The organism is Niallia sp. FSL W8-0635, from assembly GCF_038007965.1.
In the GTDB taxonomy this organism is placed as follows: Bacteria; Bacillota; Bacilli; order Bacillales; family Cytobacillaceae; genus Niallia.
This window is the reverse complement of record NZ_JBBOYD010000001.1, coordinates 4,210,870-4,236,741: the sequence shown is the minus strand read 5'-3', so window position 1 is coordinate 4,236,741 and position 25,872 is coordinate 4,210,870. Positions and strand designations below refer to the sequence as shown.

General features: G+C 36.8%; 23 protein-coding genes. 14 read left to right on the top strand and 9 right to left on the bottom strand.

What is annotated here, in order from left to right:
* Positions 1-548: 548 nt before the first annotated feature.
* From NYE52_RS20180 to NYE52_RS20165, 4 genes are all read right to left on the bottom strand, one after another.
* Positions 549-2,435, bottom strand: coding sequence for a DHA2 family efflux MFS transporter permease subunit (locus NYE52_RS20180; protein ID WP_341194711.1), 1,887 nt, complete (start codon positions 2,433-2,435; stop codon positions 549-551).
* Between the two features lie 9 nt (positions 2,436-2,444).
* Positions 2,445-3,098 (bottom strand): HlyD family secretion protein, encoded by a 654-nt coding sequence (locus NYE52_RS20175; protein ID WP_341194710.1) that lies wholly within the window; start codon positions 3,096-3,098, stop codon positions 2,445-2,447.
* Positions 3,095-3,544 carry a MarR family winged helix-turn-helix transcriptional regulator gene (locus NYE52_RS20170; protein WP_341194709.1) on the bottom strand — a complete coding sequence of 150 codons (450 nt, stop codon included), beginning with the start codon at positions 3,542-3,544 and terminating at the stop codon, positions 3,095-3,097. Before NYE52_RS20170 ends, NYE52_RS20175 begins: the two co-directional genes overlap by 4 nt.
* Before the next feature lie 135 nt (positions 3,545-3,679).
* A complete protein-coding gene (locus NYE52_RS20165; RefSeq protein WP_341194708.1) occupies positions 3,680-4,600 on the bottom strand; it encodes an HD-GYP domain-containing protein in 921 nt (306 codons plus the stop codon).
* 150 nt (positions 4,601-4,750) lie between these two features.
* On the opposite strand from NYE52_RS20165, the gene NYE52_RS20160 reads away from it, so the two are divergent.
* Genes NYE52_RS20160 through NYE52_RS20150 form a run of 3 tightly spaced genes read left to right on the top strand, consistent with a single transcriptional unit; the run spans position 4,751 to position 6,228 of the window.
* Positions 4,751-5,326: a CBO0543 family protein gene (locus NYE52_RS20160; protein WP_341194707.1), complete on the top strand. Its 576-nt coding sequence runs from the start codon at positions 4,751-4,753 to the stop codon at positions 5,324-5,326.
* A gap of 58 nt (positions 5,327-5,384) precedes the next feature.
* Entirely contained in the window at positions 5,385-5,855 is a 471-nt protein-coding gene (locus NYE52_RS20155) for a CBO0543 family protein (protein WP_341194706.1), read from the top strand.
* A gap of 52 nt (positions 5,856-5,907) precedes the next feature.
* On the top strand, positions 5,908-6,228 hold the full coding sequence (locus tag NYE52_RS20150; protein WP_341194705.1) for a YnfA family protein: 321 nt from the start codon (positions 5,908-5,910) through the stop codon (positions 6,226-6,228).
* A 67-nt stretch (positions 6,229-6,295) separates the two neighbouring features.
* Here NYE52_RS20150 and NYE52_RS20145 read toward each other — a convergent pair whose 3' ends face one another.
* Positions 6,296-6,586, bottom strand: coding sequence for an AbrB/MazE/SpoVT family DNA-binding domain-containing protein (locus NYE52_RS20145; protein WP_341194704.1), 291 nt, complete (start codon positions 6,584-6,586; stop codon positions 6,296-6,298).
* Between the two features lie 198 nt (positions 6,587-6,784).
* On the opposite strand from NYE52_RS20145, the gene NYE52_RS20140 reads away from it, so the two are divergent.
* The 3 genes from NYE52_RS20140 to NYE52_RS20130 all read left to right on the top strand — a co-directional run bounded on the left by NYE52_RS20140 (position 6,785) and on the right by NYE52_RS20130 (position 9,482).
* Entirely contained in the window at positions 6,785-7,627 is an 843-nt protein-coding gene (locus NYE52_RS20140; protein WP_341194703.1) for an aldo/keto reductase, read from the top strand.
* Between the two features lie 271 nt (positions 7,628-7,898).
* Complete coding sequence (locus tag NYE52_RS20135; protein WP_341194702.1) at positions 7,899-8,849, top strand: nuclease-related domain-containing protein; 951 nt, start codon at positions 7,899-7,901, stop codon at positions 8,847-8,849.
* A gap of 27 nt (positions 8,850-8,876) precedes the next feature.
* The gene (locus NYE52_RS20130) at positions 8,877-9,482 is read left to right on the top strand and encodes a hypothetical protein (RefSeq protein ID WP_341194701.1); all 606 of its coding nucleotides are present in this window, start codon (positions 8,877-8,879) and stop codon (positions 9,480-9,482) included.
* Here NYE52_RS20130 and NYE52_RS20125 read toward each other — a convergent pair.
* Positions 9,415-10,473 carry a hypothetical protein gene (locus NYE52_RS20125; protein ID WP_341194700.1) on the bottom strand — a complete coding sequence of 353 codons (1,059 nt, stop codon included), beginning with the start codon at positions 10,471-10,473 and terminating at the stop codon, positions 9,415-9,417. The two genes, NYE52_RS20130 and NYE52_RS20125, sit on opposite strands and share 68 nt — an antisense overlap.
* Before the next feature lie 166 nt (positions 10,474-10,639).
* On the opposite strand from NYE52_RS20125, the gene NYE52_RS20120 reads away from it, so the two are divergent.
* From NYE52_RS20120 to NYE52_RS20105, 4 genes are all read left to right on the top strand, one after another.
* On the top strand, positions 10,640-11,197 hold the full coding sequence (locus tag NYE52_RS20120; RefSeq protein ID WP_341194699.1) for a thioredoxin family protein: 558 nt from the start codon (positions 10,640-10,642) through the stop codon (positions 11,195-11,197).
* A gap of 273 nt (positions 11,198-11,470) precedes the next feature.
* Positions 11,471-13,219: an ABC transporter ATP-binding protein gene (locus tag NYE52_RS20115; RefSeq protein WP_341194698.1), complete on the top strand. Its 1,749-nt coding sequence runs from the start codon at positions 11,471-11,473 to the stop codon at positions 13,217-13,219.
* Positions 13,212-15,059 carry an ABC transporter ATP-binding protein gene (locus NYE52_RS20110; RefSeq protein WP_445669124.1) on the top strand — a complete coding sequence of 616 codons (1,848 nt, stop codon included), beginning with the start codon at positions 13,212-13,214 and terminating at the stop codon, positions 15,057-15,059. The genes NYE52_RS20115 and NYE52_RS20110 overlap by 8 nt, the downstream gene beginning before the upstream one ends.
* Before the next feature lie 302 nt (positions 15,060-15,361).
* Positions 15,362-15,862: a MarR family winged helix-turn-helix transcriptional regulator gene (locus NYE52_RS20105; RefSeq protein ID WP_341194697.1), complete on the top strand. Its 501-nt coding sequence runs from the start codon at positions 15,362-15,364 to the stop codon at positions 15,860-15,862.
* Between the two features lie 628 nt (positions 15,863-16,490).
* Here NYE52_RS20105 and NYE52_RS20100 read toward each other — a convergent pair.
* Positions 16,491-16,619: a hypothetical protein gene (locus tag NYE52_RS20100; protein ID WP_341194696.1), complete on the bottom strand. Its 129-nt coding sequence runs from the start codon at positions 16,617-16,619 to the stop codon at positions 16,491-16,493.
* 255 nt (positions 16,620-16,874) lie between these two features.
* Here NYE52_RS20100 and NYE52_RS20095 point away from each other — a divergent pair, with 255 nt between their 5' ends.
* Positions 16,875-17,297 (top strand): HIT family protein, encoded by a 423-nt coding sequence (locus NYE52_RS20095; protein WP_341194695.1) that lies wholly within the window; start codon positions 16,875-16,877, stop codon positions 17,295-17,297.
* Positions 17,298-17,403: 106 nt separating this feature from the next.
* Here the strand turns inward: NYE52_RS20095 and NYE52_RS20090 are convergent, their stop codons facing one another.
* Together NYE52_RS20090 and NYE52_RS20085 are read right to left on the bottom strand one after the other, a co-directional pair.
* Positions 17,404-17,589 carry a hypothetical protein gene (locus NYE52_RS20090; RefSeq protein ID WP_341194694.1) on the bottom strand — a complete coding sequence of 62 codons (186 nt, stop codon included), beginning with the start codon at positions 17,587-17,589 and terminating at the stop codon, positions 17,404-17,406.
* A 1,460-nt stretch (positions 17,590-19,049) separates the two neighbouring features.
* Positions 19,050-20,165, bottom strand: a complete 1,116-nt coding sequence (locus NYE52_RS20085; RefSeq protein WP_341194693.1) for a mechanosensitive ion channel family protein — start codon at positions 20,163-20,165, stop codon at positions 19,050-19,052.
* A 524-nt stretch (positions 20,166-20,689) separates the two neighbouring features.
* Between NYE52_RS20085 and NYE52_RS20080 the strand changes: the two genes are divergently transcribed.
* From NYE52_RS20080 to NYE52_RS20070, 3 genes are all read left to right on the top strand, one after another.
* On the top strand, positions 20,690-20,845 hold the full coding sequence (locus NYE52_RS20080; protein WP_341194692.1) for a hypothetical protein: 156 nt from the start codon (positions 20,690-20,692) through the stop codon (positions 20,843-20,845).
* A 716-nt stretch (positions 20,846-21,561) separates the two neighbouring features.
* Entirely contained in the window at positions 21,562-21,954 is a 393-nt protein-coding gene (gene tagD, locus NYE52_RS20075; RefSeq protein WP_341194691.1) for a glycerol-3-phosphate cytidylyltransferase, read from the top strand.
* A gap of 242 nt (positions 21,955-22,196) precedes the next feature.
* Positions 22,197-25,799, top strand: coding sequence for a CDP-glycerol glycerophosphotransferase family protein (locus NYE52_RS20070; protein WP_341194690.1), 3,603 nt, complete (start codon positions 22,197-22,199; stop codon positions 25,797-25,799).
* Positions 25,800-25,872 lie beyond the last annotated feature (73 nt).

The following is a 25,872-nucleotide window of genomic DNA, read 5'->3' as shown; positions in this document are numbered from 1 at the left end:
AAGCAAGAAAAAGAAGAGGAAAAGGTAACAGAGAAGCGTTCTCTGAGCCCGAAAGCAAGAAAAAGAAGAGGAGAAGGTAACAGAGAAGCGTTCTCTGAGCCCGAAAGCAAGAAAAAGAAGAGGAAAAGGTAACAGAGAAGCGTTCTCTGAGCCCGAAAGCAAGAAAAAGAAGAGGAGAAGGTAACAGAGAAGCGTTCTCTGTGCCCGAAAGCAAGAAAAAGAAGAGGAAAAGGTAACAGAGAAGCGTTCTCTGAGCCCGAAAGCAGGAAAAAGAAGAGGAGAAGGTAACAGAGAAGCCGTCTCTGTGCCCGAAAGCAAGAAAAAGAAGAGGAGAAGGTAATAGAGAAGCCGTCTCTGAGCCCGAAAGCAAGAAAAAGAAGAGGAAAAGGTAACAGAGAAGCGTTCCTCTGTGCCCGAAAGCAAAAAAGAAGGTAACAGAGGTTATAGAAAAAAAGATGTTCATCAAAGAAATGAACCCCACATTCCTCATCCCCACAAAAAAAATCCCAGAGCAACTACTATGCTCTAGGATGGAAACACTGCCTTTATTAACTATCTTTAGAACTGGTTGTGGCTCTACGGATAAACAGGGAAAGTACCAGTGCTACGCTGGCGATAATGGTTGCGACGAGAAAGGCGTCGTTTATTCCGCTGATGGTAGATGCTTGTGCTGCTTTTCCGTAGATGGTGGAGATGGCTAGTGTTTGGCCAGCTCCTGTTGGTAGCCCAGTTAGACCTGCTAAACCTTGCCCCAACTGTGCAAACTTTTCTGCGATATATGGATTGGCAGAAGAGATGATGTTGTTATAGTTATCTAAATGAAATGCTGTACGATTGGTCATGACGGTAATTAAGAAGGCAGTCCCGATACTTCCGGCAACGGTTCTTGCTGTATTGGAAACAGCCGTGCCGTGGCTTGTTAAGCTTAATGGGAGCTGATTCATTCCTTCTGTCATGACGGTCATCATAATAAAGGACATACCAAACATCCGGAAAATATAGAGCATCATCAAATGAGAATAGGATGTTTGCATCGTTAATTGGGTGAATCCATATGTTGTGAGAACCGTGATAATTAAGCCGATGATGGCGAGTGGTCTTGCACCAAATCGGTCAAACAGCTTTCCGGCAATCGGAGACATGATTCCCATGATGATGGCACCTGGTAACATTAATAGTCCAGAATCCAAAGCAGTAAAGCCGCGGATATTTTGCAAGTAAATAGGCAGAAGCAGCATTGCCGCAAACATGGCCATATTTACTATCATGCTTATTAGGGTTGTTAAGGTAAAGATACTGTATTTGAATACACGCAAGTCAACCATAGGTGCTTCAGTTGTAAGCTCTCTCCAGACAAACAGGATTAAGAAGATAACACCAATTAATAAAGAAAGAACAACTACTTTGCTATCCCAGCCGTTATTCCCCGCTTCACTAAATCCGTAAAGCAAGGTGCCTAGGCCGACGGTACAAGTGATAAAGCCAATCGTATCAAAGACAGGATTCGAAACTTTTGTTACATCCTTCATCCACATAATGGCGATAATTAAATCGAGAATGCCAATTGGGATAACTAGATCGAATAGTACGCGCCAAGAATAATGGCCAATTAGCCAGCCGGATAAAGTTGGACCGATGGCAGGGGCGAAAATCATGACAACACCCATGATTCCCATCGCTGTTCCACGTTTTTCTGGCGGGAAAATAATTAAAAAGACGGTCATTAAAAGTGGCATTAATAAACCTGCACCTGCTGCTTGGATGATACGTCCAATTAATAGCATGGAAAATCCAATAGAGGTGGCGCACACAATCGAACCGATGGTAAAGGCAGAAATCGCTCCAATAAGCAATTTCCTTGTTCCCAATTTATTAATTAAAAATGGAGTGATTGGGATAAACACACCATTTGTTAGCATATATCCAGTGGATAGCCATTGGACGGTGCTTGTTGAAACATTTAAGTCGTTCATAATATGTGGAATGGCCACATTTAATAAGGTCTGGTTCAGAATCGCAACAAATGCGCCGAGCATCAGCGCAACAATTACCTTGCCACGGTTGATTTCTTCGGCAGTTTCCAATGGTTTATAAGGAGCTTTCGGTTTATTGGATTCCTTTGTTTGCAAGAGGTCCTCTTCTTCTACTTTTTCAAAAGGAGCCTCCGCTTTATTAGAATCAGGCGATTCGGCTAGATCTTCTTCTCTGCTAGCCTCTACCTGTTCAAAAGGAGCTTCCACATCCGATTCCTTAGACGCTTCTGCATGTACAGCTAGATCCGATTTTTCAAGGGATGGCTGAATGTCATTATTCCGCTTTCCATCATCTAGGACGTTTGCTTGTTTACCTACTGTCTTCTTTTTTCGTAAAAAAAGATTGATGAGGAGTAGCAGGAGTATGCTTCCGATAATATAGCTTGTGATGTATGTGGTCATTTGCATCACCTACTTATGAATTCTTACGGAAACGTTCATACCTGGAATTAGTTTTAGGCCGCCGTAATTGTCAATGGAGATGGTTACGGGAATGACTTGTGTTTCTTTTGTGTAGTTTCCTGAGCTGTTGTTGCTTGGTAGTAGGGAGAAGGTACCTGCTGTTGCAAGTCCTAGGCTGTCTACTTTGCCTGTTAGTACGGTATCTGGATAGGAATCTACGTATAAATCTACTTCTTGGCCGACTTTTACTTTGTTGATGTCTGTTTCGTCGACGTTTGCTGTTACCCAAAGGTTTTCTAGGTCATAGCTTTTTGCTAGGGATGTTCCTGCTGCGATAAAGGTGTTTGGTACAGCGCTTGATTGTACGATAGTGCTATTTTCTGGAACGGTAATATCCATATCAGTTGTGCCTGATTCTGTTACAACTTCGACAGTTCCGATTTTTTGGTTTTTAGTAAAAGAGGTACCTGTTTCGCCTTTCCATTCTTTTAGTTTCCCTGTTGTAGGTGAAGCGATGCTGATTTGTTGGCCGGCAATTTGGGCATTGTCTGTTTTAATATAGGAAATCGATTGGTCGTAAAAGTAATAGCCGGCAAATCCTCCGCCTACTAACACGATTAATAGGATAATATTTAATAAAATCATGCGTTTATTATTCATCATTGTTCCTCCTCCATGTCACTTAAAATGGCTAGTATTTTTCCATTTAGTTCTAGTATTTTGTTTATTTCTTCTTCTGGAAGTGCCATTACTTCATTAATTTTTTTCGATAGGATGGACGTTCCAGCGAAGTATTGTTGCATGATGCTGTGTCCTTCTTCTGTTAACTGGATGTTTACCGCTCGACGATTGTCTTCAGGAATGGTTCGTTCGATTAATTGTCGTTGGGATAGTCGATCGATAATTCCGCTAACGGTGCTTTTTGTTAAAGATAGTTGCGTGGCTAGTTCTCCGATTCCGATATCGGGTTGGAAGTAGATCCTATACAGTGTTTTAAGCTGTACGGCTGTTAAATCTAACCTTTTTGCATCCATTTGGACTAGGTTGTTATAGGCCTTGTTGATGCGGGAATAGGAGCGGATTAATTCGTTGTTTAACGACCCGTTCATCTGAATTTTTCTCCCTTTCTGTTGTTTTTATAAGAACTGTTCGTATGCGAACTATTGGATTGTCGCATATTTTTTTATTTTCGTCAATTGTTTTGGTGTAGTAGATGTTGGGAGAGAAAAATCACCAACACCCACCTATTTTCTTCTGTTTCTAAAAGGATTACTCTCATCTTCAAATAAAGATAGAAATGCATCGACTACAATTGGATCGAATTGTTTGCCTTTGTTGCATTTTATTTCTTCGAGGATGTGGTCTAATTGGAGTTCTTTTCGATAGACGCGCTGGGAGGACATAGCGTCAAAGCTGTCAGCTACTGCAACGATGCGAGCGACTAATGGAATTTCTTCTCCTTTTAACCCTTTCGGATATCCCTTCCCATCAAAGCGCTCATGGTGATGTAGGACAATATCCAATATGCCATTGTTTTTATATTGCTTAACATGTTTAATGATTTCGTAGCCCTTTTTCGGATGCGTTTTTATTAATTCATATTCTTCCTCGGTTAATTTTCCGGGCTTAGTTAATAAGCATTCTGGTATGCCGATTTTTCCAATATCATGAAGTAGCCCTCCAATATGAATAACATCGCATAAAGAAGAGGGTAAATTCATTTCCTCTGCAATTTCCATGGCGTATTTAGCGACATTTTTAGAATGATGCATTGTATAAGAATCTCTTGAATCAAGTGCATTGGAAAGTACTTTTGTTAATGCTAAGTTATCTTCAAGCACCCTTTGGACACGAGACATAAAGCCAACAGAAATAAGGGTAATGAGAAGATAGGTGAATAAATAGACGGTGAAATTAGATAAAGTGACCGGCTGATCTTGGATGAAAAACGATCTACAGGCAACTACCAAGCAAGTAAGCAAGAATATAATCCATCTTGGGCTTTTATAGAAGCCAATTCCAAGCAAAATGGAACATAGGATATAAAGAATAAAATAGTTATCATGATTTTCATGAAAATATCGATTCAGTAGGACACTAACAAATAAGAGAATAAAGAAAAAATACCGGAAATAGATAGGATTATTCCATAGTTGATGATGCATATAGTACCCCCAGTGCTGATCTTGTAACTCAATCGGAAGAAGCCCCTTTTAATTGAAGCATGCCCCATTCTTCTTAATTAATAAGCGATGGGATAGAGAAATATTTTCTAAAAAATAGTCCATACTAAAAAATATGACGGAGGTGATTGGATGAATGACCAACAACGATCTTTTTTTGATCGATTAGTTTCCATACAAGAGAAGTATACAAAAGAGGCCCAAGAGTATTGGAGTATGTATTCCGGTTTAGATACATGGCAATTTTGGGTGATTTTGCTTATGTTAGTAGTTCCGCTAATCATCTTATATTTTGTTATAGATCGAAAGCGCATTTTTATTATTGGTTTCTTTGGGTTTGCTGTCCATATGTTATTTTCATATGCAGATGCAATCGGTATTCGCTTTGGATTATGGTCTTACCCATATCAAATACTGCCATTCTTGCCAAGTTTTTCGCTAGATGGATCGATTATTCCAGTAGCGATTATGCTAGTATTTCAATGGACCTTAAAGCATGATAAAAACTATTATCTTTATGCAACGCTTTTAGCGCTTGTATTTGGTTTTGGATTTAAGCCACTGTTAACGGCAATCGGCTTATTTCAAAGCTATAAATGGGTCAATTATTTCCATATCTTTTTAATCTATCTGCTTCTATACATTGGAGGATATTTATTAACAAGATTATTTATGAAATGGCAGGAATCTGATAGAGAATTCGAGTAATTTCTCTATTTTTGGCAAGGATAAGAATGGACAAGCCAATATAGACAGGAGTCATTTTATGTTCTTTCTTATCGTTATGGTCATTCTATTTAATACTATTGCTTATTTTATTCCTAAAAGGCTAACTCCTATTGAAATACTGACAACGACATTGTTTGCCACATTACTTCAGTTGCTAACAGATACTTATCTTAGTTTGAAATATGACTATTATGGTTATTTCGAAAAAGGGCCTGATTGGGAGACTATTATCTACATTTTCGGTATCTATCCTGCAATCAATGTTATTTTTCTAAATTTCTTTCCATATAAAAATAGCCTTATGAAAAAGATAGTCTACATTTTTATTTGGGGATTCATTGCAATGGTTTATGAAACCTTCTTTATTTGGACTGGTACCTTTTATTTAAATGGATGGAAACAAGCCTATTCTATTTTTACGTATCCTGTTCTTTATGTAATCCTGATGCTTTTTCATAAATTTATGGTAGAAATGCTTGATAAAAGTAAGAGGATAAGAAAAGATTAATCATCCTATTTTTGGTATAATGATGGAATATCGGATATTAGGATGGTTTATCATGACAATACTTATTTTTTTATTAGCTGGTTTAGCCGAAATCGGTGGAGGCTATCTCATTTGGCAATGGCTTCGTGAGGGAAAGTCTTATTATTGGGGGATTTTTGGCGGAATATCGCTCGTTCTATATGGTATTATTGCAACCTTTCAATCGTTTATGTCGTTTGGAAGAGTATATGCTGCCTATGGAGGCATCTTTATCATTCTCTCTGTTCTATGGGGCTGGGGAATGGATCGAAAAACGCCAGATATGTATGACTGGATAGGTGCTGGAATTTGCCTAGTAGGAGTAGGCGTCATGCTGTTTGCCCCGAGACAATAAAAAAAGACAATTCTATCTGTCGAGTAAACGAGAGAGAATTGTCCTCTTATAAATGAAGTTAAATGGTTTACTTCTGAGATTCATTTGCAAAGACCGATTCTAATTCTTTCATTAATAACGCTGCGCCTTCTTTACTTAACACAAGCTTGCCGTTACCAACCGTGATATTATCTGGTGATACTTCCCCAGTAATAGCACATTCCTCAAAGGCTTTATACTTTTGGAAGACGATTTTTTCCCCTTCTACAAAAATTTCTAAAGGATCCTTAATTTCAATTCCCAACGTTCTTCGCAACTCTCTTGGAATAACAATACGACCCAATTCATCCACTTTCCGAACAATTCCTGTACTTTTCATCCTTTTCCCTCCCTATACAGTTTTTAATATATATTCTATATTTTAACATATCAAATAGGTAATGAAAGAAAAATGTTTTGAAGTAAAGATAATTTAATATAGCAAATAAAAGCATATCAGTAGAATTCGTGAGCCGCTATCCTCTATACTTTTAAGAGGAGGAAATCTTTTCCTAATATAACGAAGGAGGATATATTCATGAACACAACGATTCCGCAAATCACGCTAAATGATGGTCTTGTTATTCCTGCCATTGGTCTTGGTACATACAATTTACGAGGTGCCTCTGGTGTTCAGGCAATGACATCAGCAATTGACATGGGCTATCGCTTGCTCGACTCTGCTTTCAACTACGAAAATGAAGGAGCAGTTGGAGAAGCGATTCGCCGCAGCTCAGTCAGCAGAGATCAATTGCTTATTACATCCAAGCTTCCAGGCAGACACCATCAATACGACAAAGCCATCTATACCATCCAAGAATCACTCTACCGCACCAAGCTAGATTATTACGATTTATTCCTTATTCACTGGCCAAACCCAAAAACAGATTTATACGTAGAAGCATGGCAAGCATTAATCGACGCCCAAAAATGGGGACTCATTCGCTCCATCGGCGTGTGCAACTTCTTACCAGAGCATCTCGATCGCTTGAAAAAAGAAACAGGCGTATTGCCGAGCATTAACCAAGTAGAATTACATCCATATTTCTCCCAAAAAGAGCAATTAGCCTACGACAAAGAAAACGGAATTATAACCGAATCATGGAGCCCACTCGGTCGCGCAAACAACGTCCTAGAAAACGAAACCATTCAACAAATAGCAGAAGCACACAGCAAAACAATATCCCAAGTCATCCTAAGATGGCACACCCAACTAGGAGCCTTGCCAATCCCAAAATCAAGCTCCCCACAAAGACAACAAGAAAACCTAGAAATATTCGATTTTCAGTTAACAGAAGAACAAATGCAGCAAATTTCTGGGCTAACGCGTGTTGATGGGCGGATTGCGGATCAAGATCCAGCTGTTTATGAGGAGTTTTGAGTGGAAAGAAGTTAATTAAGCTTAAGGAGCGGGCGAATTGGGTGAGAGAAGATGAATGCTAGTAGGAAAATGGAGATATCAGCCAAGGTAGAGAGGAAATCAGCCAAAGTGAGAAGATATCAGCCAAAGCAGGAAGGAAATCAGCCAAAGTGAGAAGATATCAGCCAAACTACAAAGATATCAGCCAAACCCAAATTTCGCTCCCCCTCCAAAAAGGGATTTTAAGCTATCAAATAGAATACTAATAGAAAACAAGAAAGGAAGTGGAAAATTGTTCTTAAACGAAATTTGCAAGAGTGATCGATTGAAATCCACCGAGTTGCTCATCATTAGGTTAAAAGAAACGCATAAACTTAGACCGAATGTAATGGAAGATTTAAGGAAACTATTAGCTGGTTTTCGTGGAGAAAAAGAAATGAAGTATTATCTGCAGTTTCTGCCGGAAAAAGATTGTCTCATCATTCATAATCTCCGTCTTTACGATGGAAAAACATATTTTCAGATAGACTACCTCATTCTCACACAGAGATTTGCCCTCATTTTAGAATGCAAAAACTATTATGGAGAGGTTCACTTTGACTCCAACTTTAATCAGTTAATTCGCAAAGTCGATGAAAAGGAAGAAGGATTTTCTGATCCAATTTCGCAAGCGAAAAGGCACCAACGCCAATTACAAACATACTTCAAGCTACACAACCTCCCACCAATTCCCATCGAATTCTTAGTCATTTTTAGTAATCCATCAACAATCATAAAAGGAAATCCCGCCATTAAAGACAAAGTCATCCACAGCCACAGTTTTTTAGAAAAATGGGAACAAATGCATCTAAAATATAAAGTGATCGTGATGGATAGGAAGATGCTACGCAAAGTATCGAAAAACTTCATGAAAAATAACACCACAGAAACCGTTGATTTACTAAAAAAATATGGACTACAACCAAGTGATCTTATCACAGGAGTCCAATGCCCAGCATGTGAAAAATTTGCAATGCAGCGGAAGAAACGGAAATGGTTTTGTCCTCATTGTAACAGCTATGATACAGCTGCCCATCAAAAGGCTGTTATAGATTACCTTTTATTAATAAAACCCACTATCACAAATAAGGAATTTCGCGAATTTGCCCACATTACCTCGCGTGAAACAGCTGCAAAGATGCTAGTAAGGATGAAATTGCCAAGTACAGGAGAAAATAAGGGTAGAAAGTACCATAAACCGTAAACACTTGAACAATATTTCGAATGCACAATGATTAGGATAGGAACTCTTACTCACGATGAGACTGAAATCAGCCAAAGCAAAGGGAAAATTAGCCAAAGTGCAAACAAATCAGCCAAAGAAAAGGGTAAATCAGCCAAAGTGCAAACATATCGGCCAAAGCAAAGGGAAAATCAGCCAAAGTGCAAATATATCAGCCAAAGCAGAGAGGAAATCAGCCAAAGTGCAAATATATCAGCCAAAGAAAAGGGTAAATCAGCCAAAGTGCAAATATATCAGCCAAAGAAAAGGGTAAATCAGCCAAAGTGCAAACATATCAGCCAAAGCAGAGAGGAAATCAGCCAAACAGCAAATATATCAGCCAAAGCAAAGAGGAAATCAGCCAAAGTGCAAACATATCAGCCAAAGCAAAGGGGAAATCAGCCAAAGTGCAAACATATCAGCCAAAGCAAAGAGAAAATCAGCCAAACAGCAAATATATCAGCCAAAGCAAAGGGGAAATCAGCCAAACAGCAAATATATCAGCCAACACCCAGACCTGAAATCAACCTGCAACCCCACCCAAACCTCAATCCCCCAATAAAACCCCCATCATCTTCTTCTCCAACAAAACATCCGCCGCATTCGGATTATTAGCCTCTAGCCCAACACCCTCTTCGCAAAGCGCAACCGCCTTTTCCCGGTCCCCATTCACATAAAGCTCATAAGCAGCAGCAATGCGCTTGTTACTCATCTGTTTTATCGCCAAATACCGTTTAACTTCCTTCGACGCATAAATGGAACGGGCTTCTTCCTTATCTCCCTCCAAAACAGCCAATAAAAACAATCGCTCTTTTGCAATTTCGACTCGGAAAAGGGTAATAAGCTGTTCTTTTCTTTCCCATAGCAAATCATTAATCCTTTTTGCCTCTTCAAAATCTAGGCGGTCCATTGCCAGAGCTTGCTGGATGCAGAGAGTCCACTGTGAAAAATAGTCCTTCCCATCATCGCCTGCAGGTAATGCAAATAATTCCTTTGGCAACTCCTGATAAGTGACCCCATTTGAAGTTTGGGCATTGATATAAAACTGGGAAAAAAGCTGCCATTGCTTGCTTTCCTTTTTCCAAGACATTTTTAACGTCATTCCATCGTTAAATCCAAAGGGAATGATATTTGTTAAGCCGATGAACAGCCCTAGAAGAATAAAGATACTAGCAACTAAAGCTAATTCTCCTGCAAGCCAGGCAATCAACCCAACGACAGCACTCGCAAGAAAATTCATGATCACTCCACCACATAAATACAGCTTAAATGGAAACTTGCCCGCAATATATGGCGGAGGAGCCATTAAGCATTGACCAAGTGTTCCCGGGACATGCAGCTTTTTTCGCTCCAAGCCGTTCTTTGTCGGAACAACCATCCATGAAAAAACGCGGAAAGATACGAGAGAATAGCCCGTTAATTTTCCAAAAATAAAATGTCCTGCTTCATGCAAAATAATATGTACGACATAAAATACAACTACACAAATCAAGCTAGTCACAACACTAGCAACACTAACATCCCCTGATAAAATAAGAAGCGAAAGCGCACCGCCAAATGCTGCGCCAATCACCATCATCACAAGTGTAGAAAGAAATTTCTTCATGCCTATAACTCCCATCCCTAATTAATCTACTATTCCTTCATTGTAACAAACGACCATGCAATCATCTATCAAAAAATGGAAATCCTCCTCAATCCTCAAAATAGAATGAAAACCGAATAAATAGTAAAATAATAGACAAGGCTTACACAAAAAGGAGAGTGTACATATGAAGACAGAACAACAATATTTCGAAGAAGGATCAAGCATTCAAGCATACATGGACAATATGAGTACATTGAAAGAGGAAAGCTATGAGGTGTATCAAAACTTTACGCTGCCTGAAGATGGTTTTGCGGAAGAATTAAAGCAGCATAACCTTCACTTCCTGACGATAACGGAAGATTGGTGTGGGGATGCGATGGTGATTAATCCGATTCTTCGCAAATTAGTGGAAGCAGCAGACCTTCAGATGAATGTGGCATTAAGAGATGCGGATACGGATTTAATCGACAGACATTTAACAAACGGCGGCAGAGCGATTCCAATGGTACTTGTTTTAAATGAACAAGGGGAATTAGTCGGCAAATGGGGACCTCGCGCACCAGAAGTACAAGAAATGGTGAATGAAGGTCGCGCGAAGCTCCCAGCAAAAGAGGATCCAGCATTTGAGGAAAAACAAAAAGAATTTTATAAGCAATTAAAAGAGACATATCGAACAGAGCCAGCTATTTGGACATTTGTGTATAACAGCTTTAAGAACACATTAAAAGAAATCATAAAATAGAGGAAACAGCTCCTAACTAGTGGAGCTGTTTTTTTTTCACTAAACTACATAATGGTAAATATTATCGTTTGACAATCATCTATAAAATCATTAATATAATCGCATACGATATATCGGATGCGATGCATCTTGTTCGATATAGTTTTTAGTTTGTAAAATAACCTCAAAATATGGATCCAGAATAAAACAAAGGGCTGGAACACAAGCTGAGATGAAGGAACATTAACATCAAAACCAACAAATATGTTTGGCAACATGGGGAGGAATGGATTCATGTTAAGGATTTTTAAAAATTTCGAGAAGAGAGACTGGTGGCTCATTGTCTGTGCGTTAGTCTTTATTGTTGGGCAAGTATGGCTTGATTTGAAGCTTCCAGATTATATGGCGGAAATCACGAGACTTGTTCAAACAGAAGGAAGTGAGTTAAGTGACGTTCTCACACAAGGGGCATTTATGTTACTTTGTGCAGTGGGGAGCATGGTTGCATCCATTATAACCGTCTATTTTGCGGCAAAAGTAGCTGCTGGCTTTTCAAATCGCCTGCGCAAAAAGGTCTTTGATAAAACCTTATCCTTTTCAATGGAAGAGCTCTCTAGTTTTTCTACAGCGAGCTTAATTACTCGTTCTACTAATGATATTATGCAAGTGCAAATGCTGATTATATTAAGCTTGCAAATTGTGATAAAGGCTCCGATTATTGCGGTTTGGGGTGTTTTTAAGATTATGGGGAAAAGCTGGGAATGGACCGCTGCAACTGGTGTCGCGATTGTGGTGCTACTAGTGTTAATCGCTATCCTTGTTCTTGTGGCACTTCCTAAATTTAAAGTAATCCAGAAGCTAACAGATAATCTTAATATGGTAACAAGAGAAAATTTAACAGGTATTCGTGTGGTTCATGCTTATAATGCAACTCATTATCACGAAGAGAAGTTTGAGAAAGCGAATAAGGAACTAACAGATACGAATCTTTTTACAACAAGAACAATGGCTGTGATGATGCCGACAATTACTCTTATTATGTCAGGGATGAGTCTTGCTATTTACTGGATTGGAGCGGTGCTAATCAATAATGCTCCAATGGCAGATAGATTACCATTGTTCTCTGATATGGTCGTATTTTCTTCTTATGCGATGCAGATTATTATGGCCTTTATGATGCTTTCTATCGCATTTGTCATGTTTCCTCGTGCCGCTGTTTCAGCGAAAAGAATCAACGAAGTGCTGGATACTGAGGTGAAAATAAAGAGTGGTGCACAATCGGAAGGGGACAGCAAAGGAGAAATTGAATTTCGCCATGTTAGCTTTAAATATCCTGGTGCGAATGATTATATTCTTAAAGATATCAGCTTTACTGCTTCCAAGGGAGAAACAGTCGCAATCATAGGTTCAACAGGTAGTGGAAAAAGTACATTACTCAACCTGATTCCACGTTTTATGGAAGCAACCGATGGCGAAATTCTGGTGGATGGCCTTAACGTGAAAAATTATAAGCTAGAAGCGCTGCGAGATAAAATTGGCTATGTATCCCAAAAAGCGGTTATGTTCAGTGGTTCCGTTACTTCCAATGTCGCTTTTGGCGGAGAGAAGCAAACGGAAGAGGAAGTGAAAAGAGCAGTAGAAATTGCGCAAGGAAAGGATTTTATTGAAAAAATGGAAGAACAATATGAAGCAGCGATTTCGCAAGGGGGAACGAATCTTTCTGGTGGGCAGAAACAGAGATTATCGATTGCTCGTGCCATTTATAAAGATCCGGAAATCTATTTATTTGATGATTCGTTTTCTGCATTGGATTATAAAACAGACCGCGTGCTACGTTCCAAGTTAAAAGAGAAAATAAATGATGCCACAAACATTATCGTTGCACAGCGTATTGGAACGATTAAAGATGCTGATCGAATTCTTGTTTTAGATAAAGGGGAAGTAGTTGGAATGGGTACGCATGATGAGCTGATGATCACATGTGATGTGTATCAAGAAATTGCCTTATCACAATTATCAAAGGAGGAACTCGAAATTGGGTAAACGTCATGAAAAAGAAGCGCAAAATAAATTAAATTCCTCCCAAACCGAGGAGCAGGATAAACAGCCAACAGAAGCAATCCCTCCTGCTGCGAAAGGCATGAATTTATCGAGTTTGAAGGAATTAGGAGTTTACTGTAAAGCCTATTTTCCAATTATTATCCTGGCTTTAATCCTTGCGATGGCAGCAGCGATCTTCAGTATTATTGGTCCTGATCAGCTAAGCAAAATGACAGACTATATTACAGCAGGTTTAATGGGAGAAATTGATCTTGATGCTGTCTATGATGTTGCTATTTTTCTGGTATTCCTCTATGGGTTAGGCTATATTTTCAATTATGTTCAAGGCTTTATTATGGCAACTGTTACACAAAGGATTTCGAAACAATTAAGAAGAGATATTTCGGGGAAAATTAATCGATTGCCTTTAAGCTATTTTGATAATACAACAACAGGTGATGTTCTAAGCCGTGTCACAAATGATGTTGATATGGTTGGACAGACGATGAACCAAAGTGTTAGTAGCTTAATTACGGCTGTTACGATGTTCATCGGTTCTTTAATCATGATGTTCTATACTAACTGGATTATGGCAATTACAGCGATTCTCTCTACATTCATTGGTTTTGCCTTTATGTTTTTTATTATTTCAAAATCACAGAAGTTCTTTGCCCAACAGCAGCAAGAGCTTGGGAAACTGAATGGCCATATAGAGGAAATCTATTCTGGTCATAATGTTGTGAAAGCTTACAATGGGGAGCAACAGGCGAAGGATGCTTTTACGTCCATTAATACGCGACTATTTGAAAGTGCATGGAAATCGCAATTTATGTCAGGGCTGATGATGCCATTAATGATGTTTATTGGAAACTTCGGCTATGTGGTTGTATGTATTGTTGGTGCAGTGCTTGCCGTTAATGGAAGTATTTCATTTGGTGTTATTGTTGCCTTTATGCTCTACATTCGTTTATTTACACAGCCGCTTCAGCAAATTGCACAAGCGGCAACAAATTTACAACAAACTGCAGCGGCAAGTGGACGTGTTTTTGAATTCTTGGCAGAAGAAGAGCTTGTTAAGGAAGTAGAAAAGAAAGAAAAACTGCAGAATGTTAAAGGCGATGTGGAATTTAAGCATGTACGCTTTGGATACAGTGAAGATAAAGCCGTTATAAAGGACTTTTCTGTACAGGTAAAAGCTGGTCAGAAGGTAGCGATAGTAGGTCCAACTGGAGCTGGAAAAACAACGTTAATTAACTTGCTTATGCGTTTTTATGAGGTGAATGGTGGGGAAATTACTATTGATGGTGTTCCAACCAATCAAATGACAAGAGAAGCGCTCCATGATTTATTCTGCATGGTGCTTCAGGATACATGGATATTTGAAGGTTCGATTCGCGATAACATCGTGTATTCTAGAGAAGGTGTATCCGATGAAGAAGTGGAAGCAGCCTGCAAAGCAGTAGGATTACATCATTTCATTCAAACACTGCCAAATCGCTATGATACAATCTTAGATGACAAGACGAGTTTATCAGCAGGGCAAAAACAGCTTATTACTATTGCCCGTGCGATGGTAAAAATCGCACCATTGCTTATTCTCGATGAAGCGACTAGCTCTGTCGATACGCGCACAGAATTGTTGATTCAACAAGCAATGGATAAGCTGACAGAAGGAAAAACTTCCTTTGTTATTGCCCATAGACTGTCGACGATAAAAAATGCAGACTTAATCCTCGTGATGAAAGAGGGAGACATTATCGAAGCAGGTACGCATAAGGAACTAATTGAAAAGAATGGCTTCTATGCAGAGCTTTATAATAGTCAGTTTGAAGAGGCATCGTAACCTTTACCTAAGCAAAGAAGGACTCGCAGCATGCTTGCGAGTTTTTCTTTAAAATAGGCTGTTTTCTAAAAGATTGTTGCTTTCTTAATAGAAAAAATCAATTAATGAGGAAATCTGAGCAGCCTGAATACACGTAGACGCCACGGGGATTAGCGAGACAGCCTGAGACCCTGCAGGCGGAAGCAGACCGCGGCTCAGCGCGAGCCCCACGGAAAGCGGAGTGTATTCAGGCTGCGGCTCATAGCAACAAACTTTACGAAAACAGCCTTAAAATAAAACTTTTTAAAGAAAGGAGTTATCAAATGCTAGATAGGGCCACATACATTTGGGAATCGATTGATTTCTTGAATCGCTTTATTATGAAGAGCCTACAGAGACATGCAGAAGAGCATGGACTAACGGCTCCGCAAGCACGCGTCATTCTAGAGGTCTTTATAAATAAAAAAATTAGTGTAAAGCAGCTTACCCAAAATCTTCGCATGACACAAAGTACGGTTTCGGATATTGTGGAAAGACTAACAGAAAAAGGGATTCTCATTAAGAAACCGAATCCGCAAGACAAACGCTCTGTACAGATTATGTTAACAGAAAAAATGGTCAAAATAATTGAAGAAACATCACCAAAGCCGATTCAAAAAATAATGGGTTCGGTATTAGAAAATTTGCAGCCAAGCGAGCAGGTAGCCGTAGAAGAAGGAATCCGATTATTGGTAGCAGCAGTTGGCGAGAAGATGGAAGCAGATGGGATTGATAGCTTAGAGGATTTCGATGTACTTTTTTTGCCGAAAGAGAAGAAAAAGTAATTGTCTTTTTTCGGTGCCAGGCACCATAAAAAAGACAATTGTACATATGAGGGGAACAGGGGATGAAGACAATGAGAGTTTTCCTAGTCTTCATTCTTTGTGATTACCAAATACACAAATCCAAATCACTTTTTTATGGTGCCTGGCACCATAAAAAGACAAACCGAATGAATTGTCCATATGAGAAGGATACTAAATGAAGACAATGAGCGTACTCATTCAAATACAAAACAAAAAGACATCCTAAACAGATGCCTTATTAATAAAATTCATTATATTTTATGTAATAGCGATACTCAAACGTATTCTTCCTCAAGCACGCTTCCTAAAAGCTCTTCAAACTCAGTATTATCTTCGGCACTTAATAACGGTTTTTCTAATAGGTAATGGAATAATTTTTTTAACATACAAAGCACCTCAATTCGTTGATATAATACTTCTATATTCATATTTTATGATAAGAATATTAACAAGATGCAGCGCTTTTTTTAATATTTTGTAAATTTTCTTATACCTTGTTATCGTTTTTTCAGTTGGGGAATTCAATTCTTCTTCCTATGTAAAAGAGAGTTCCTAACTCTTTTTAAAGAAAAACAATAGGGCACCCAAAAAGGCGCCCTATCCTATATTAATGATATTTATTTATGTCTATGTCGCTATCTTCAAAATCTGTTTCTAATAATTGTTCATACTCTAAATTATCTTCGGCACTTAATAAAGGTTTTTCGATGATATAGTTAATCAGTTTTTCAAACATTTTAAAGCACCTCAATTCGTTAGGATAATACTCTTATACCCTTATTTTACAAAAGTATTATTAACGAAATGTTTATCAACTATGAAATATGTATTAACTTTTATTGAAGGATTAGCTGTTTTGCTTTATTTTCGTCCATCTTTTTTTTTTAGCAATTGAGTGGAAGTTGTACATAAGTCTTAAAAGAATGGTTTTCCGAAAACTTTTGGAGTTTTATAAGAGGTAATATTTACAGATAAAAAGGGAGAGTGTGAAGTGAACTGCTTAGGCTGTAATTTAGCAAATCAGAACGAACCAGTATATGTTGTATATGAGGATGAAAATGTATGTTGTTTTTTAGATCACGAACCATTTAACGAAGGACATACATTAATCCTTCCAAAAAAGCATTTTCACGATGTAGACGAATTAGATAAAGCAACAGCAAAGTCGATAATGACAGCCTCCATCATTCTTTCAAAAGCAATAAAGGAATTATATCTTCCAGATGGCATAACCGTATGCCAAAACGGCGGGATATTCAATGAACTTACCCATTACCATATGCATGTAGTCCCAAGATATAAAGACCAGTCCTTTGCATCCTTCTATTCGGAGTATGGCGGTAATATAGAGGAGTCAGAGAAGTTAAAAGAAACGCAAGTGAAGATGTTGGGAGCAATAAGTCAAATAGTTTAGCAAAAAGGATTCTCGATAGGAGAGAACCCTTAAGCATTTTAGCCATTTAAAGAGAACAAATAGCGGTACCAGCAATGAAAAAAGGCAGCGATTATATAAACAAATGCTATGGTTTCCGATACTTTTGAAATCTTATAGCATTGTCACCTGAATTACATAATTTTCTTCTTAGAAAGGATACATCATTTTTAATTTTCATGCTTAAAATCATCATAAACGTACTAAATATAGTTGATAAAAGCGTGCTCGCTATTAATAGCCAAATTATTTTTTTTGCACCATTCCATTTCATATTGCCACCTCCTCAATTAGAAGATATTATCCGTAAAAAAAACCAATGTTATTCTGGCTTTATTTTCTTCCTTGCTCTTACTTGATAGGTAATCCGCTAAAAGGAGGAATAAAAACAAAAAAGAGGTTCGGAATGCAGCATCCGAACCTCTGTCCACGTTAGGAATGTATCTAAAAAGGACTTTTTATATATTAATGATATTTTTTCATCTAAATTTCACTAGCTAGATATTCTTCTTCCAATAGAAATTCATACTCTAAATTATCTTCGGCACTTAATAACGGTTTTTCCATAATATAGTTGAACAATTTTTCCAACATTTTAAAGCACCTCATTTCGTTAGAATCATTAGCTTATATCCTTATTTTACAACAATATTTTGTACTTGTATATTATTTTTGTAAGCGTTTTAATTACAGGTAATTAGGATAGTTAATAAGTATCTTTTTGCCTAATAGAACTTTAACAAATAGCAATAATTAAATGCACCATTAGGGGAAGGAACTAAATATAGAGAAGCCAGAGGAATATGGTAAATGCGTAAGCAAAGTAGTTATTTAGCAATAATAAAAGGACAGACCTTCCATGCGCTAAATGCACAAAAGGTCTGTCCCCCCAGTCATCAGTTATTCTCTTGCTTTCACCACTATGTATCTAACCGAAAACCAAAATGCATGGAAATGGAAGAATCATTATTTTTCCAAAATATGCAATAGCAGCTTTATCCATCCAAAGAAAGAAGTCCATAAGGGAATACTGATGCCTAATCCAATCGTGAAGCCCTTAATAAATTTTCCGTTTCCCATGTAAAAAACACTCCCCAAAGATGACAAGTCCCTTTACCCATAAAAAACGTTGGCCTAACAGCTCATAGGAAAAATAGGTGGAATGACCTGAAGTGGTACATGGAATAACAATTCTATTTACTTATCTCCTCTTAATAGAAGAGAAGTGAATAGTAGCTCACTCCCCAGCCATCAACTTTTTCCCTTCCTCTTTCTCTGGCAAATAAATCTGCTGACTAGGCACAAGTATCGGTGCCAGGCACCATAAAAAGACAAAGTTCAAAAAGTGTATTTCTGGAAAGGACAGTATTCCCTTCTAAGATATATCGGAACAACCAGTTTCCCAACAGAATTTACTCATTGAATTAGTGTTCTTATGCAAAAAAACGACAAATAAACAATTGTGTGGTGTGGATAAGCTGAAATTAGTGGAGGGAGCAGCGAAAGTGATGGGTGAATCAACGAAAAAAAAAGAAAATCAGCCAAAGAGAGGAGGAAATCAGCCAAACTAGAAATAAATCAGCCAAACAGAGGAGAAAATCAGCCAAACTAGAAATAAATCAGCCAAAGAGAGGAGAAAATCAGCCAACCTACAAATATATCAGCCAACCCCAGCCCAACAAACAAACAAAAAAAGACAAGGCACCTCCGTACCTTGTCTTCTACCAAAACCCCTCACTCCCCAGCCATCAATTTCTTCCCTTCCTCTTTCTCCGGCAAATAAATCTGCTGACTAGGTAATGCAATTTCAATTCCATGTTTTTCTAAAATGTTAAGAATTCCTAAATTGGTTTCTTCTTTGACTCCTAAATATTCAGCCCAAACGGTTGTATTTGTGAAGAAATAGACGAATACGCCTAAGCTGTAATCACGGAATTCACTGAAGCGTACCATGATGACATCTTGATTTACACCAGGATTTGCACGTAGCATTTCTTCTATTTCCAATAAAGCAGCCTTTAATTTTTCGTTTGGCGTGTGATAAGAGACCGCCAATTCATAGCTGATTTGTCGCTTCGACATCTTCGACCAGTTCGTTATCGCTTCATTGGAAAGCTTCGAGTTAGGAACGGTCACAACCGAATCAGCAAATGTACGAATTTGTGTACTACGAAATGAAATATCCTCGACTGTTCCTTCCACAGAAGGAGTTTGAATCCAGTCGCCCTTAGAAAATGGCTTTTCCGTAATAATGACGACACCGCCGAAGAAGTTAGCAACCGTGTCCTGTGCTGCTAGGGAGAAGGCAAGTCCAGCAACCCCGAGACCAGCAACAAAGGCACCAATTTGAATATCCCATGTATCTAGAATGCTAACAGCCGTAAAGATAACGACAAGCATGCGGAATACTCTTCCTAAGAAAGGAATCAGCATACTATCTGAATCTAACTTTGTTTTTGATATCATTCGTTCAAAAGGATTGGATTGATCGGAAAAATAATTGAAAATTCCCCAACCGGCTAATCCGATAATAAAAGACTTGTATATTAGTTGTACAAATTTGAACGTAGTAATCGGAAATGGCAAATAGGTTAATGCCAAGTAAGTTCCGATAATGACCCAGAACCAACGAAGTGGTTTTTCAAACGCTAATAATATTTTTGAAACAATATCTACTGGTAGTTTCTTTACCATTCCTAACACTAACTTGAAAATATAGGTTGTAAATAGCTTTCTAAACCCTAAGAATACAAGAAAGATTAGTAAGGCGATACCTATATCAATCCAGTTGAAACGCTCAAACGCAGCGATAAATCGCTCCCATTGTGACCATACTTGTAAATCACTCATCTAAAATCACCTCGAAAAACATTATAGCATAGGAAGGGACGAACCCAAGCACCTTAAGACAGGAGTAAATAAATTGTAATATGACAAGGAGTAACGAGCCTGATGTAATCTTATATAAGGAAAAAGGACTAGTATTCACGCCAATCTATTTTTCATAAAACTTCTATTATTATAGGTATAACACTGTAAATAATACCTTATTGATTAAACTTTTGATAAAAAGGTTATAGATAAGAAGAACTACTACAAAGGAAAAAAGTTTTATTTTTATTAAATATATTTATCGTAATCATTTGGTTGACGTGGTAATATGTATCTATAAGATGCTTCAGATATAGAGTGAAAACGCTTTATTGGATAATGTTGCATTCTTTTATTTTCTATTAATAGGAATTAAGGAGTAATTTTTCTAAGAATAATAATTCTCACCATAATACTTAACAAAAGTTAGTAGAAAACAAACACAATTTTAACAATCCATAACTAAAATATTACTTAATCAAGTTATTAAATGAGGTGAGTTTATGTTAAAGAAACTTAAAGAGAGATTTGTGAAAAGAGAAGAAGAAATCCAGGTTGTAGAAAAGGATTTTGAAGAGTATGAGTATTTGAATGGTGATACTATTGAATATAGAAGAGAAGAGGAAACAATTCCAAATCCCAATAGCTATTATATTTGATAACAAATCTACAAAAAGCTTATTCATTTAGAAGATTTACTTATTATAGGGATAATAAAGCCTCATTAATTTAACAAGATCTAATATAATGAAAACCCTTTCAATCATTGGGTGGCTATATATTTTCGAGAATAGACCTAAATTTAAATGAACATCAAGAGTCTATTTCTTGATTAGAGACAAGAAGAGAAAATTAGGAAAAAAGAAGGTAAATATAAAAAAAGGGCTCTGAAAAGCTTATTCAGAGCCCTTTTTTTATATTTTTAAGTACTAATTTACTAGAAGTTAAGAACGGAAGCTCCAAAGAAATACCCATGACAATTAAAATAATAATGCTATACTATATAACTATAAACTTTGAGGTTGTGGAAAAATTTGATTTTTTGATCAGGTGCACAATAGAAATTTATATGTGCTAAATTGTATGTTTGTGTGTTTGAAAATTATGAAAAAACAGAAATTATTTATTAATTTTCATTCTGAATTTATCTATTTTCCTGAAAATGATAATAATTTCATTTCTATTAAATTTATTGGTTATACATTACACTTTCTACAAAAATATAACATTGTTTGTAGAGATATTGTGTAAACTTGTTGATATTTGTATTGTAATAGATAGATTTAAATCGGGATATGCATTTTTTGTAAAGATTATATTAATTTTTTGTTTACATAGAAGCTCAATAAAAATGGACAAGGGAGAGTGATAAATCGTGAAAAAAGTAATCACTTATGGAACATTTGATTTATTGCATTGGGGGCATATAAATTTATTAAGAAGAGCAAAAAGTTTAGGGGACTATTTGGTTGTTGCTATCTCTTCAGATGAATTTAATAAAATAAAAGGGAAAAAGTCCTTCCATAACTATGAAAATAGAAAGTTAATCTTAGAAGCAATTAAATATGTGGACGAAGTTATTCCAGAACATACCTGGGAGCAAAAAGTAGAGGACGTTGTAAATCATAATATTGATCTCTTTGTTATGGGAGATGATTGGGAAGGGAAATTCGATTTCTTGAACCAGTATTGCGATGTTATCTATTTACCACGAACAAATGGTATTTCTACTACTCAAATTAAAAAAGAGCTTGCTGGTGTGAAATAAAAAATGCTGGTAAGAAGGTTTGAATTTTTCAAAAGAAGTATATTCATACTTTAAGTGAATGGTTGAATCTAACTAGGGATTCTAATCAAGAACTCTTCTTTTATTGAGAAATGAGAAGAGAAGGTCATGTCTAGAAATAGGTGACCTTTTTCTTTGTGCAAGCGAAAATAATGAATTTTTTTCACATAGATATAATCTAAACATAAAGTGATGATAGCAAACTAAAGGGGTTGTATACGGTAGTGAATAAGAAGGTATTAAAAAGAAAGATAAACTTCATAAAAGAGCCTGTCTTTAATTATTTAACGAAGGATAACCATAGACGTGTAAATCGATATGCGAAATATTATACTTCTATTCATGTGAAGAAAAATACAATTATGTATGAAAGTCGCGATGGAAACAGTATGACAGATAGTCCCTATGCGATGTTTAAGTATATGTTAAATCATCCTGATTTCAGTGGTTATCAACATATTTGGTCGATTGCCGATTTCGATGCTCTTTCCCATGTAATAAAGGATTATGAGGGTATGTCTAATGTTAAGTTCGTGAAACGTAATTCAAAAGAATACTTAAAAAGCTTAGCTTCTAGTGAATACTTAATTAATAATTCAACGTTTCAATCTTTTTTTATTCCGAAAAAAGAACAAACATATATTAATACATGGCATGGTACGCCGCTTAAAAGCATGGGATTTGATATCCCAGGAAATCCATCTCATTCACAGAACGTACTAAGAAATTTTTTAAGTGCGCAATATCTGTTAAGTCCTAATGCACATACTACAAGAATGTTTACAGATAGCTATAAATTAAATGGCTTGTATAAAGGGGAGATTGTGGAAGAGGGCTATCCAAGAATCGATGGCACAATCAACACAAATCCACAGGAGTATAATGAATTCCTACGAGGTTTAGGATTAAAGCTAGAAGACAAGAAAGAAAATATCTTATATGCGCCAACATGGAAGGGGACAAATGTTTCCAAAGTAAATAATGACGTGCTGCAGATTAATGCGGATTTACATTATTTAGAAGAGAAAGTCGGCGATAAGTACAATGTCTTGGTAAAGGTACATCCATATTTATATAAAGAAGCTGCTAAGAGTGAGGAATTATCTACTAAATTGGTTCCTGATTTTGTTGATACAAATGAATTGCTTTCCACAGTGGATATATTAGTAACGGATTATTCAAGTATCTTCTTTGATTTCCTTGTAACGAATAAACCTATCTTATTCTATATGTGGGATAACGATGTTTATAGCGAGGAAAGAGGACAATACTTATCCAATGATGAGCTTCCAGGTCCTATTCTATTAAATATAAAGGAATTGGCAGAAGCAATTAGCAACATTGAATTGGTTCATGATAGTTACAAGAATAACTATCAAGTAATGCAGAAAAGATTTGTTAACCATGATGATGGGAAGGTTACAGAAAGAGTTGTTCAGTATATCTTTAAGAAACAAAATAAGTTAAATGTAGGAAAGGATTTGGACACTAAGAAAGAAAAGATTCTTATCTATCCTGGTGGCATGCGAGATAATGGGATTACCTCTTCCTTTATTAATTTAATGAATAACATTGACTACGATAAATTTGATGTCAGCTGCTTTACTGGTACTCCTCATTCACAGGAAGTTCTTAACAATATCAGTAAGGTTAATAAGAATGTTCGCTTCCTTTTCAAGCCAGGATTGCCTGTATATAGCATAATGGAAATTTATCGTGATCGATTTGTTCATAATAGAGGGGCAAGAGGCTTTTTAGGAAAAAGATTCTTCCCTGAGAAAGCCTATGTTAGAGAGCATGAACGTCTATTTGGAAAAGCTAAGTTTGATTACATCATCGATTTCAGTGGATATAGTCTCTATTGGGCAAAATACTTAATTGTGGCAGATGCGAAGAAAAAAATCTGTTATATGCATAATGATTTACTATCAGAAAGCGAGAAAGTCATTAATAAAAGAAGACCCCATCGCATTAATTTAAGAGGACTTTTCTCTATTTATAATCGTTTTGATAAATTAGTCAGTGTATCAAAAGGTACGATGGAATTAAACAGAAAGAATTTAGCAGAGTATGCAGATTATGAAAAGTTTGATTATATTATGAACTCCATTAATCCAGATAAAATTCTGCAGCTTGAGAAGAAGGAAGAAACGAAAGAAGTAAAGGAAAAAATCTCTTCTTTCTTTAAGGCAAGAGCAATCATTAAGAAGTTTGACAAGTATCCTGTGTGGAATACATTGCCAAATCAACCAAATGCAAAACCGGATAATTTAGATAAGGCGTTAAATCAAGCAGAAATTCTCATTTCCAGAGAAGCAAAAGTAGATGGAAATATGTATTATAAATTTAGCTATAATAATCAAATGATCGGCTGGATTAAAGGGCAAGCGCTAAAGATTTTGCCAGATTCCATCATCGAAGAGAAAGATATTGATAAAGTGGGAATGATCATTAGACCTAGAGGAAATCATATTTGGTCTTTACCATATAAGGTTGCAGGCATGAAAAAGGTTTCTACTAGTTATGATTATAAAGATATTATTGTTTCTATTACGAAGGAAGCTAGCACACAGCATGGTGTTTACTGTCAATTCTCTGTTAATGGAGTCATCATTGGTTGGATTGATATTTCCGCATTGCAATTCATGGAAGAATATACGTTAACAGCTGATATGCCTAAGGCGAAGCAAGCAGCTATTACGAAACAAAGACAAAAGCTGTTTGAAAAAAATTACAAAGAGCATCAAAAGTTTATCGATCATATTGATGATAGAACGCTGGAAGAACGAAACATTAGCCATACGATGTATGCAAGAATTTCTAAAGCGGATAATCATGATATTTGGACAAAAGCGTATCCGAATGTGGATGCTAAAAAATTGGGCAAGGCAGCTGAATACACAGGCGAAATTGCAAGAGTTAAAACCATTCATAAGACTTGCAAAGGGACCTATTATGAATTCTATATAAATGATAGTCAAATTGGTTGGCTAGATTACCGAGCATTTGAATTAATTAAAGATCAGCCAGTTGTCATTAAAGAAGCCGAAGTAAGAAAGATTGCTGAGATATGTCTAGGGCAAAAGGATTATATTTGGACAAATCCTTATGGACTGCCTGGAGCAAAAAAAGTGCTTAAAAAAGTCCAGGCTTTAAATGGAAAAATGGTGGTAGTCGATAAAGAGGTTACAACGCAAAAAGGTAGCTATTCTCATTTAATCTTAAAGGACGTACCTTTAGGCTGGTTAGATTGTCGAGCGTTAAAGGTTCAAAAAGAACTAGGAATTCAGGTTGGCGATGTATTTATCCCAGAACCTCAAGAAGGGAACATTAATTTTGTAAATATGGGAAGATTGTCTCCTGAGAAAGGTCAAGATAATCTCATTCATGCCTTTGCATTATTCCATAGTAAACACAAAAACAGTAAGCTTTATATCTTAGGGAAAGGTGTCTTATATGATGAATTAAGTCAACTTATCGAGGACCTAGAATTAAAAGATTCTGTTTACTTAATGGGCCAAATGGAGAATCCGTTTAGTTTTATTAAGAAATGTGATTGCTTTGTTCTATCATCCCATTATGAAGGCCAACCAATGGTGTTATTAGAAGCAATGACGCTAGAAATGAAGATTGTTGCTACAGACATTGTTGCGAATCGTACCGTTTTAGAGAATGGCAAATACGGAATGCTAGTGGAAAACAGCATTACTGGATTGGCTCAAGGTTTAGAATCGATTATCAATGAAAAAGAGTCCTTTGTACCCGCTAAATTTGATTATGCTGAGTATAATCAAGAAGCGATGGAAACTTTTTATAATAAGCTATAAATAGATTTAAAATGGGATAAGAAAGCTTAACATCCTTTTCACGGATCGTTAATTTTCTTATATTCTTTTGAAG

Excerpts from the sequence above, each read along its gene's own strand:
- NYE52_RS20180 (WP_341194711.1), bottom strand. The coding sequence starts at position 2,435 with ATGACCACATACATCACAAGCTATATTATCGGAAGCATACTCCTGCTA.
- NYE52_RS20175 (WP_341194710.1), bottom strand. The coding sequence starts at position 3,098 with ATGATGAATAATAAACGCATGATTTTATTAAATATTATCCTATTAATC.
- NYE52_RS20170 (WP_341194709.1), bottom strand. The coding sequence starts at position 3,544 with ATGAACGGGTCGTTAAACAACGAATTAATCCGCTCCTATTCCCGCATC.
- NYE52_RS20165 (WP_341194708.1), bottom strand. The coding sequence starts at position 4,600 with ATGCATCATCAACTATGGAATAATCCTATCTATTTCCGGTATTTTTTC.
- NYE52_RS20160 (WP_341194707.1), top strand. The coding sequence starts at position 4,751 with ATGAATGACCAACAACGATCTTTTTTTGATCGATTAGTTTCCATACAA.
- NYE52_RS20155 (WP_341194706.1), top strand. The coding sequence starts at position 5,385 with ATGTTCTTTCTTATCGTTATGGTCATTCTATTTAATACTATTGCTTAT.
- NYE52_RS20150 (WP_341194705.1), top strand. The coding sequence starts at position 5,908 with ATGACAATACTTATTTTTTTATTAGCTGGTTTAGCCGAAATCGGTGGA.
- NYE52_RS20145 (WP_341194704.1), bottom strand. The coding sequence starts at position 6,586 with ATGAAAAGTACAGGAATTGTTCGGAAAGTGGATGAATTGGGTCGTATT.
- NYE52_RS20140 (WP_341194703.1), top strand. The coding sequence starts at position 6,785 with ATGAACACAACGATTCCGCAAATCACGCTAAATGATGGTCTTGTTATT.
- NYE52_RS20130 (WP_341194701.1), top strand. The coding sequence starts at position 8,877 with ATGATTAGGATAGGAACTCTTACTCACGATGAGACTGAAATCAGCCAA.
- NYE52_RS20125 (WP_341194700.1), bottom strand. The coding sequence starts at position 10,473 with ATGAAGAAATTTCTTTCTACACTTGTGATGATGGTGATTGGCGCAGCA.
- NYE52_RS20120 (WP_341194699.1), top strand. The coding sequence starts at position 10,640 with ATGAAGACAGAACAACAATATTTCGAAGAAGGATCAAGCATTCAAGCA.
- NYE52_RS20115 (WP_341194698.1), top strand. The coding sequence starts at position 11,471 with ATGTTAAGGATTTTTAAAAATTTCGAGAAGAGAGACTGGTGGCTCATT.
- NYE52_RS20105 (WP_341194697.1), top strand. The coding sequence starts at position 15,362 with ATGCTAGATAGGGCCACATACATTTGGGAATCGATTGATTTCTTGAAT.
- NYE52_RS20100 (WP_341194696.1), bottom strand. The coding sequence starts at position 16,619 with ATGTTTGAAAAACTGATTAACTATATCATCGAAAAACCTTTATTAAGT.
- NYE52_RS20090 (WP_341194694.1), bottom strand. The coding sequence starts at position 17,589 with ATGAAATGGAATGGTGCAAAAAAAATAATTTGGCTATTAATAGCGAGC.
- NYE52_RS20085 (WP_341194693.1), bottom strand. The coding sequence starts at position 20,165 with ATGAGTGATTTACAAGTATGGTCACAATGGGAGCGATTTATCGCTGCG.
- NYE52_RS20080 (WP_341194692.1), top strand. The coding sequence starts at position 20,690 with ATGTTAAAGAAACTTAAAGAGAGATTTGTGAAAAGAGAAGAAGAAATC.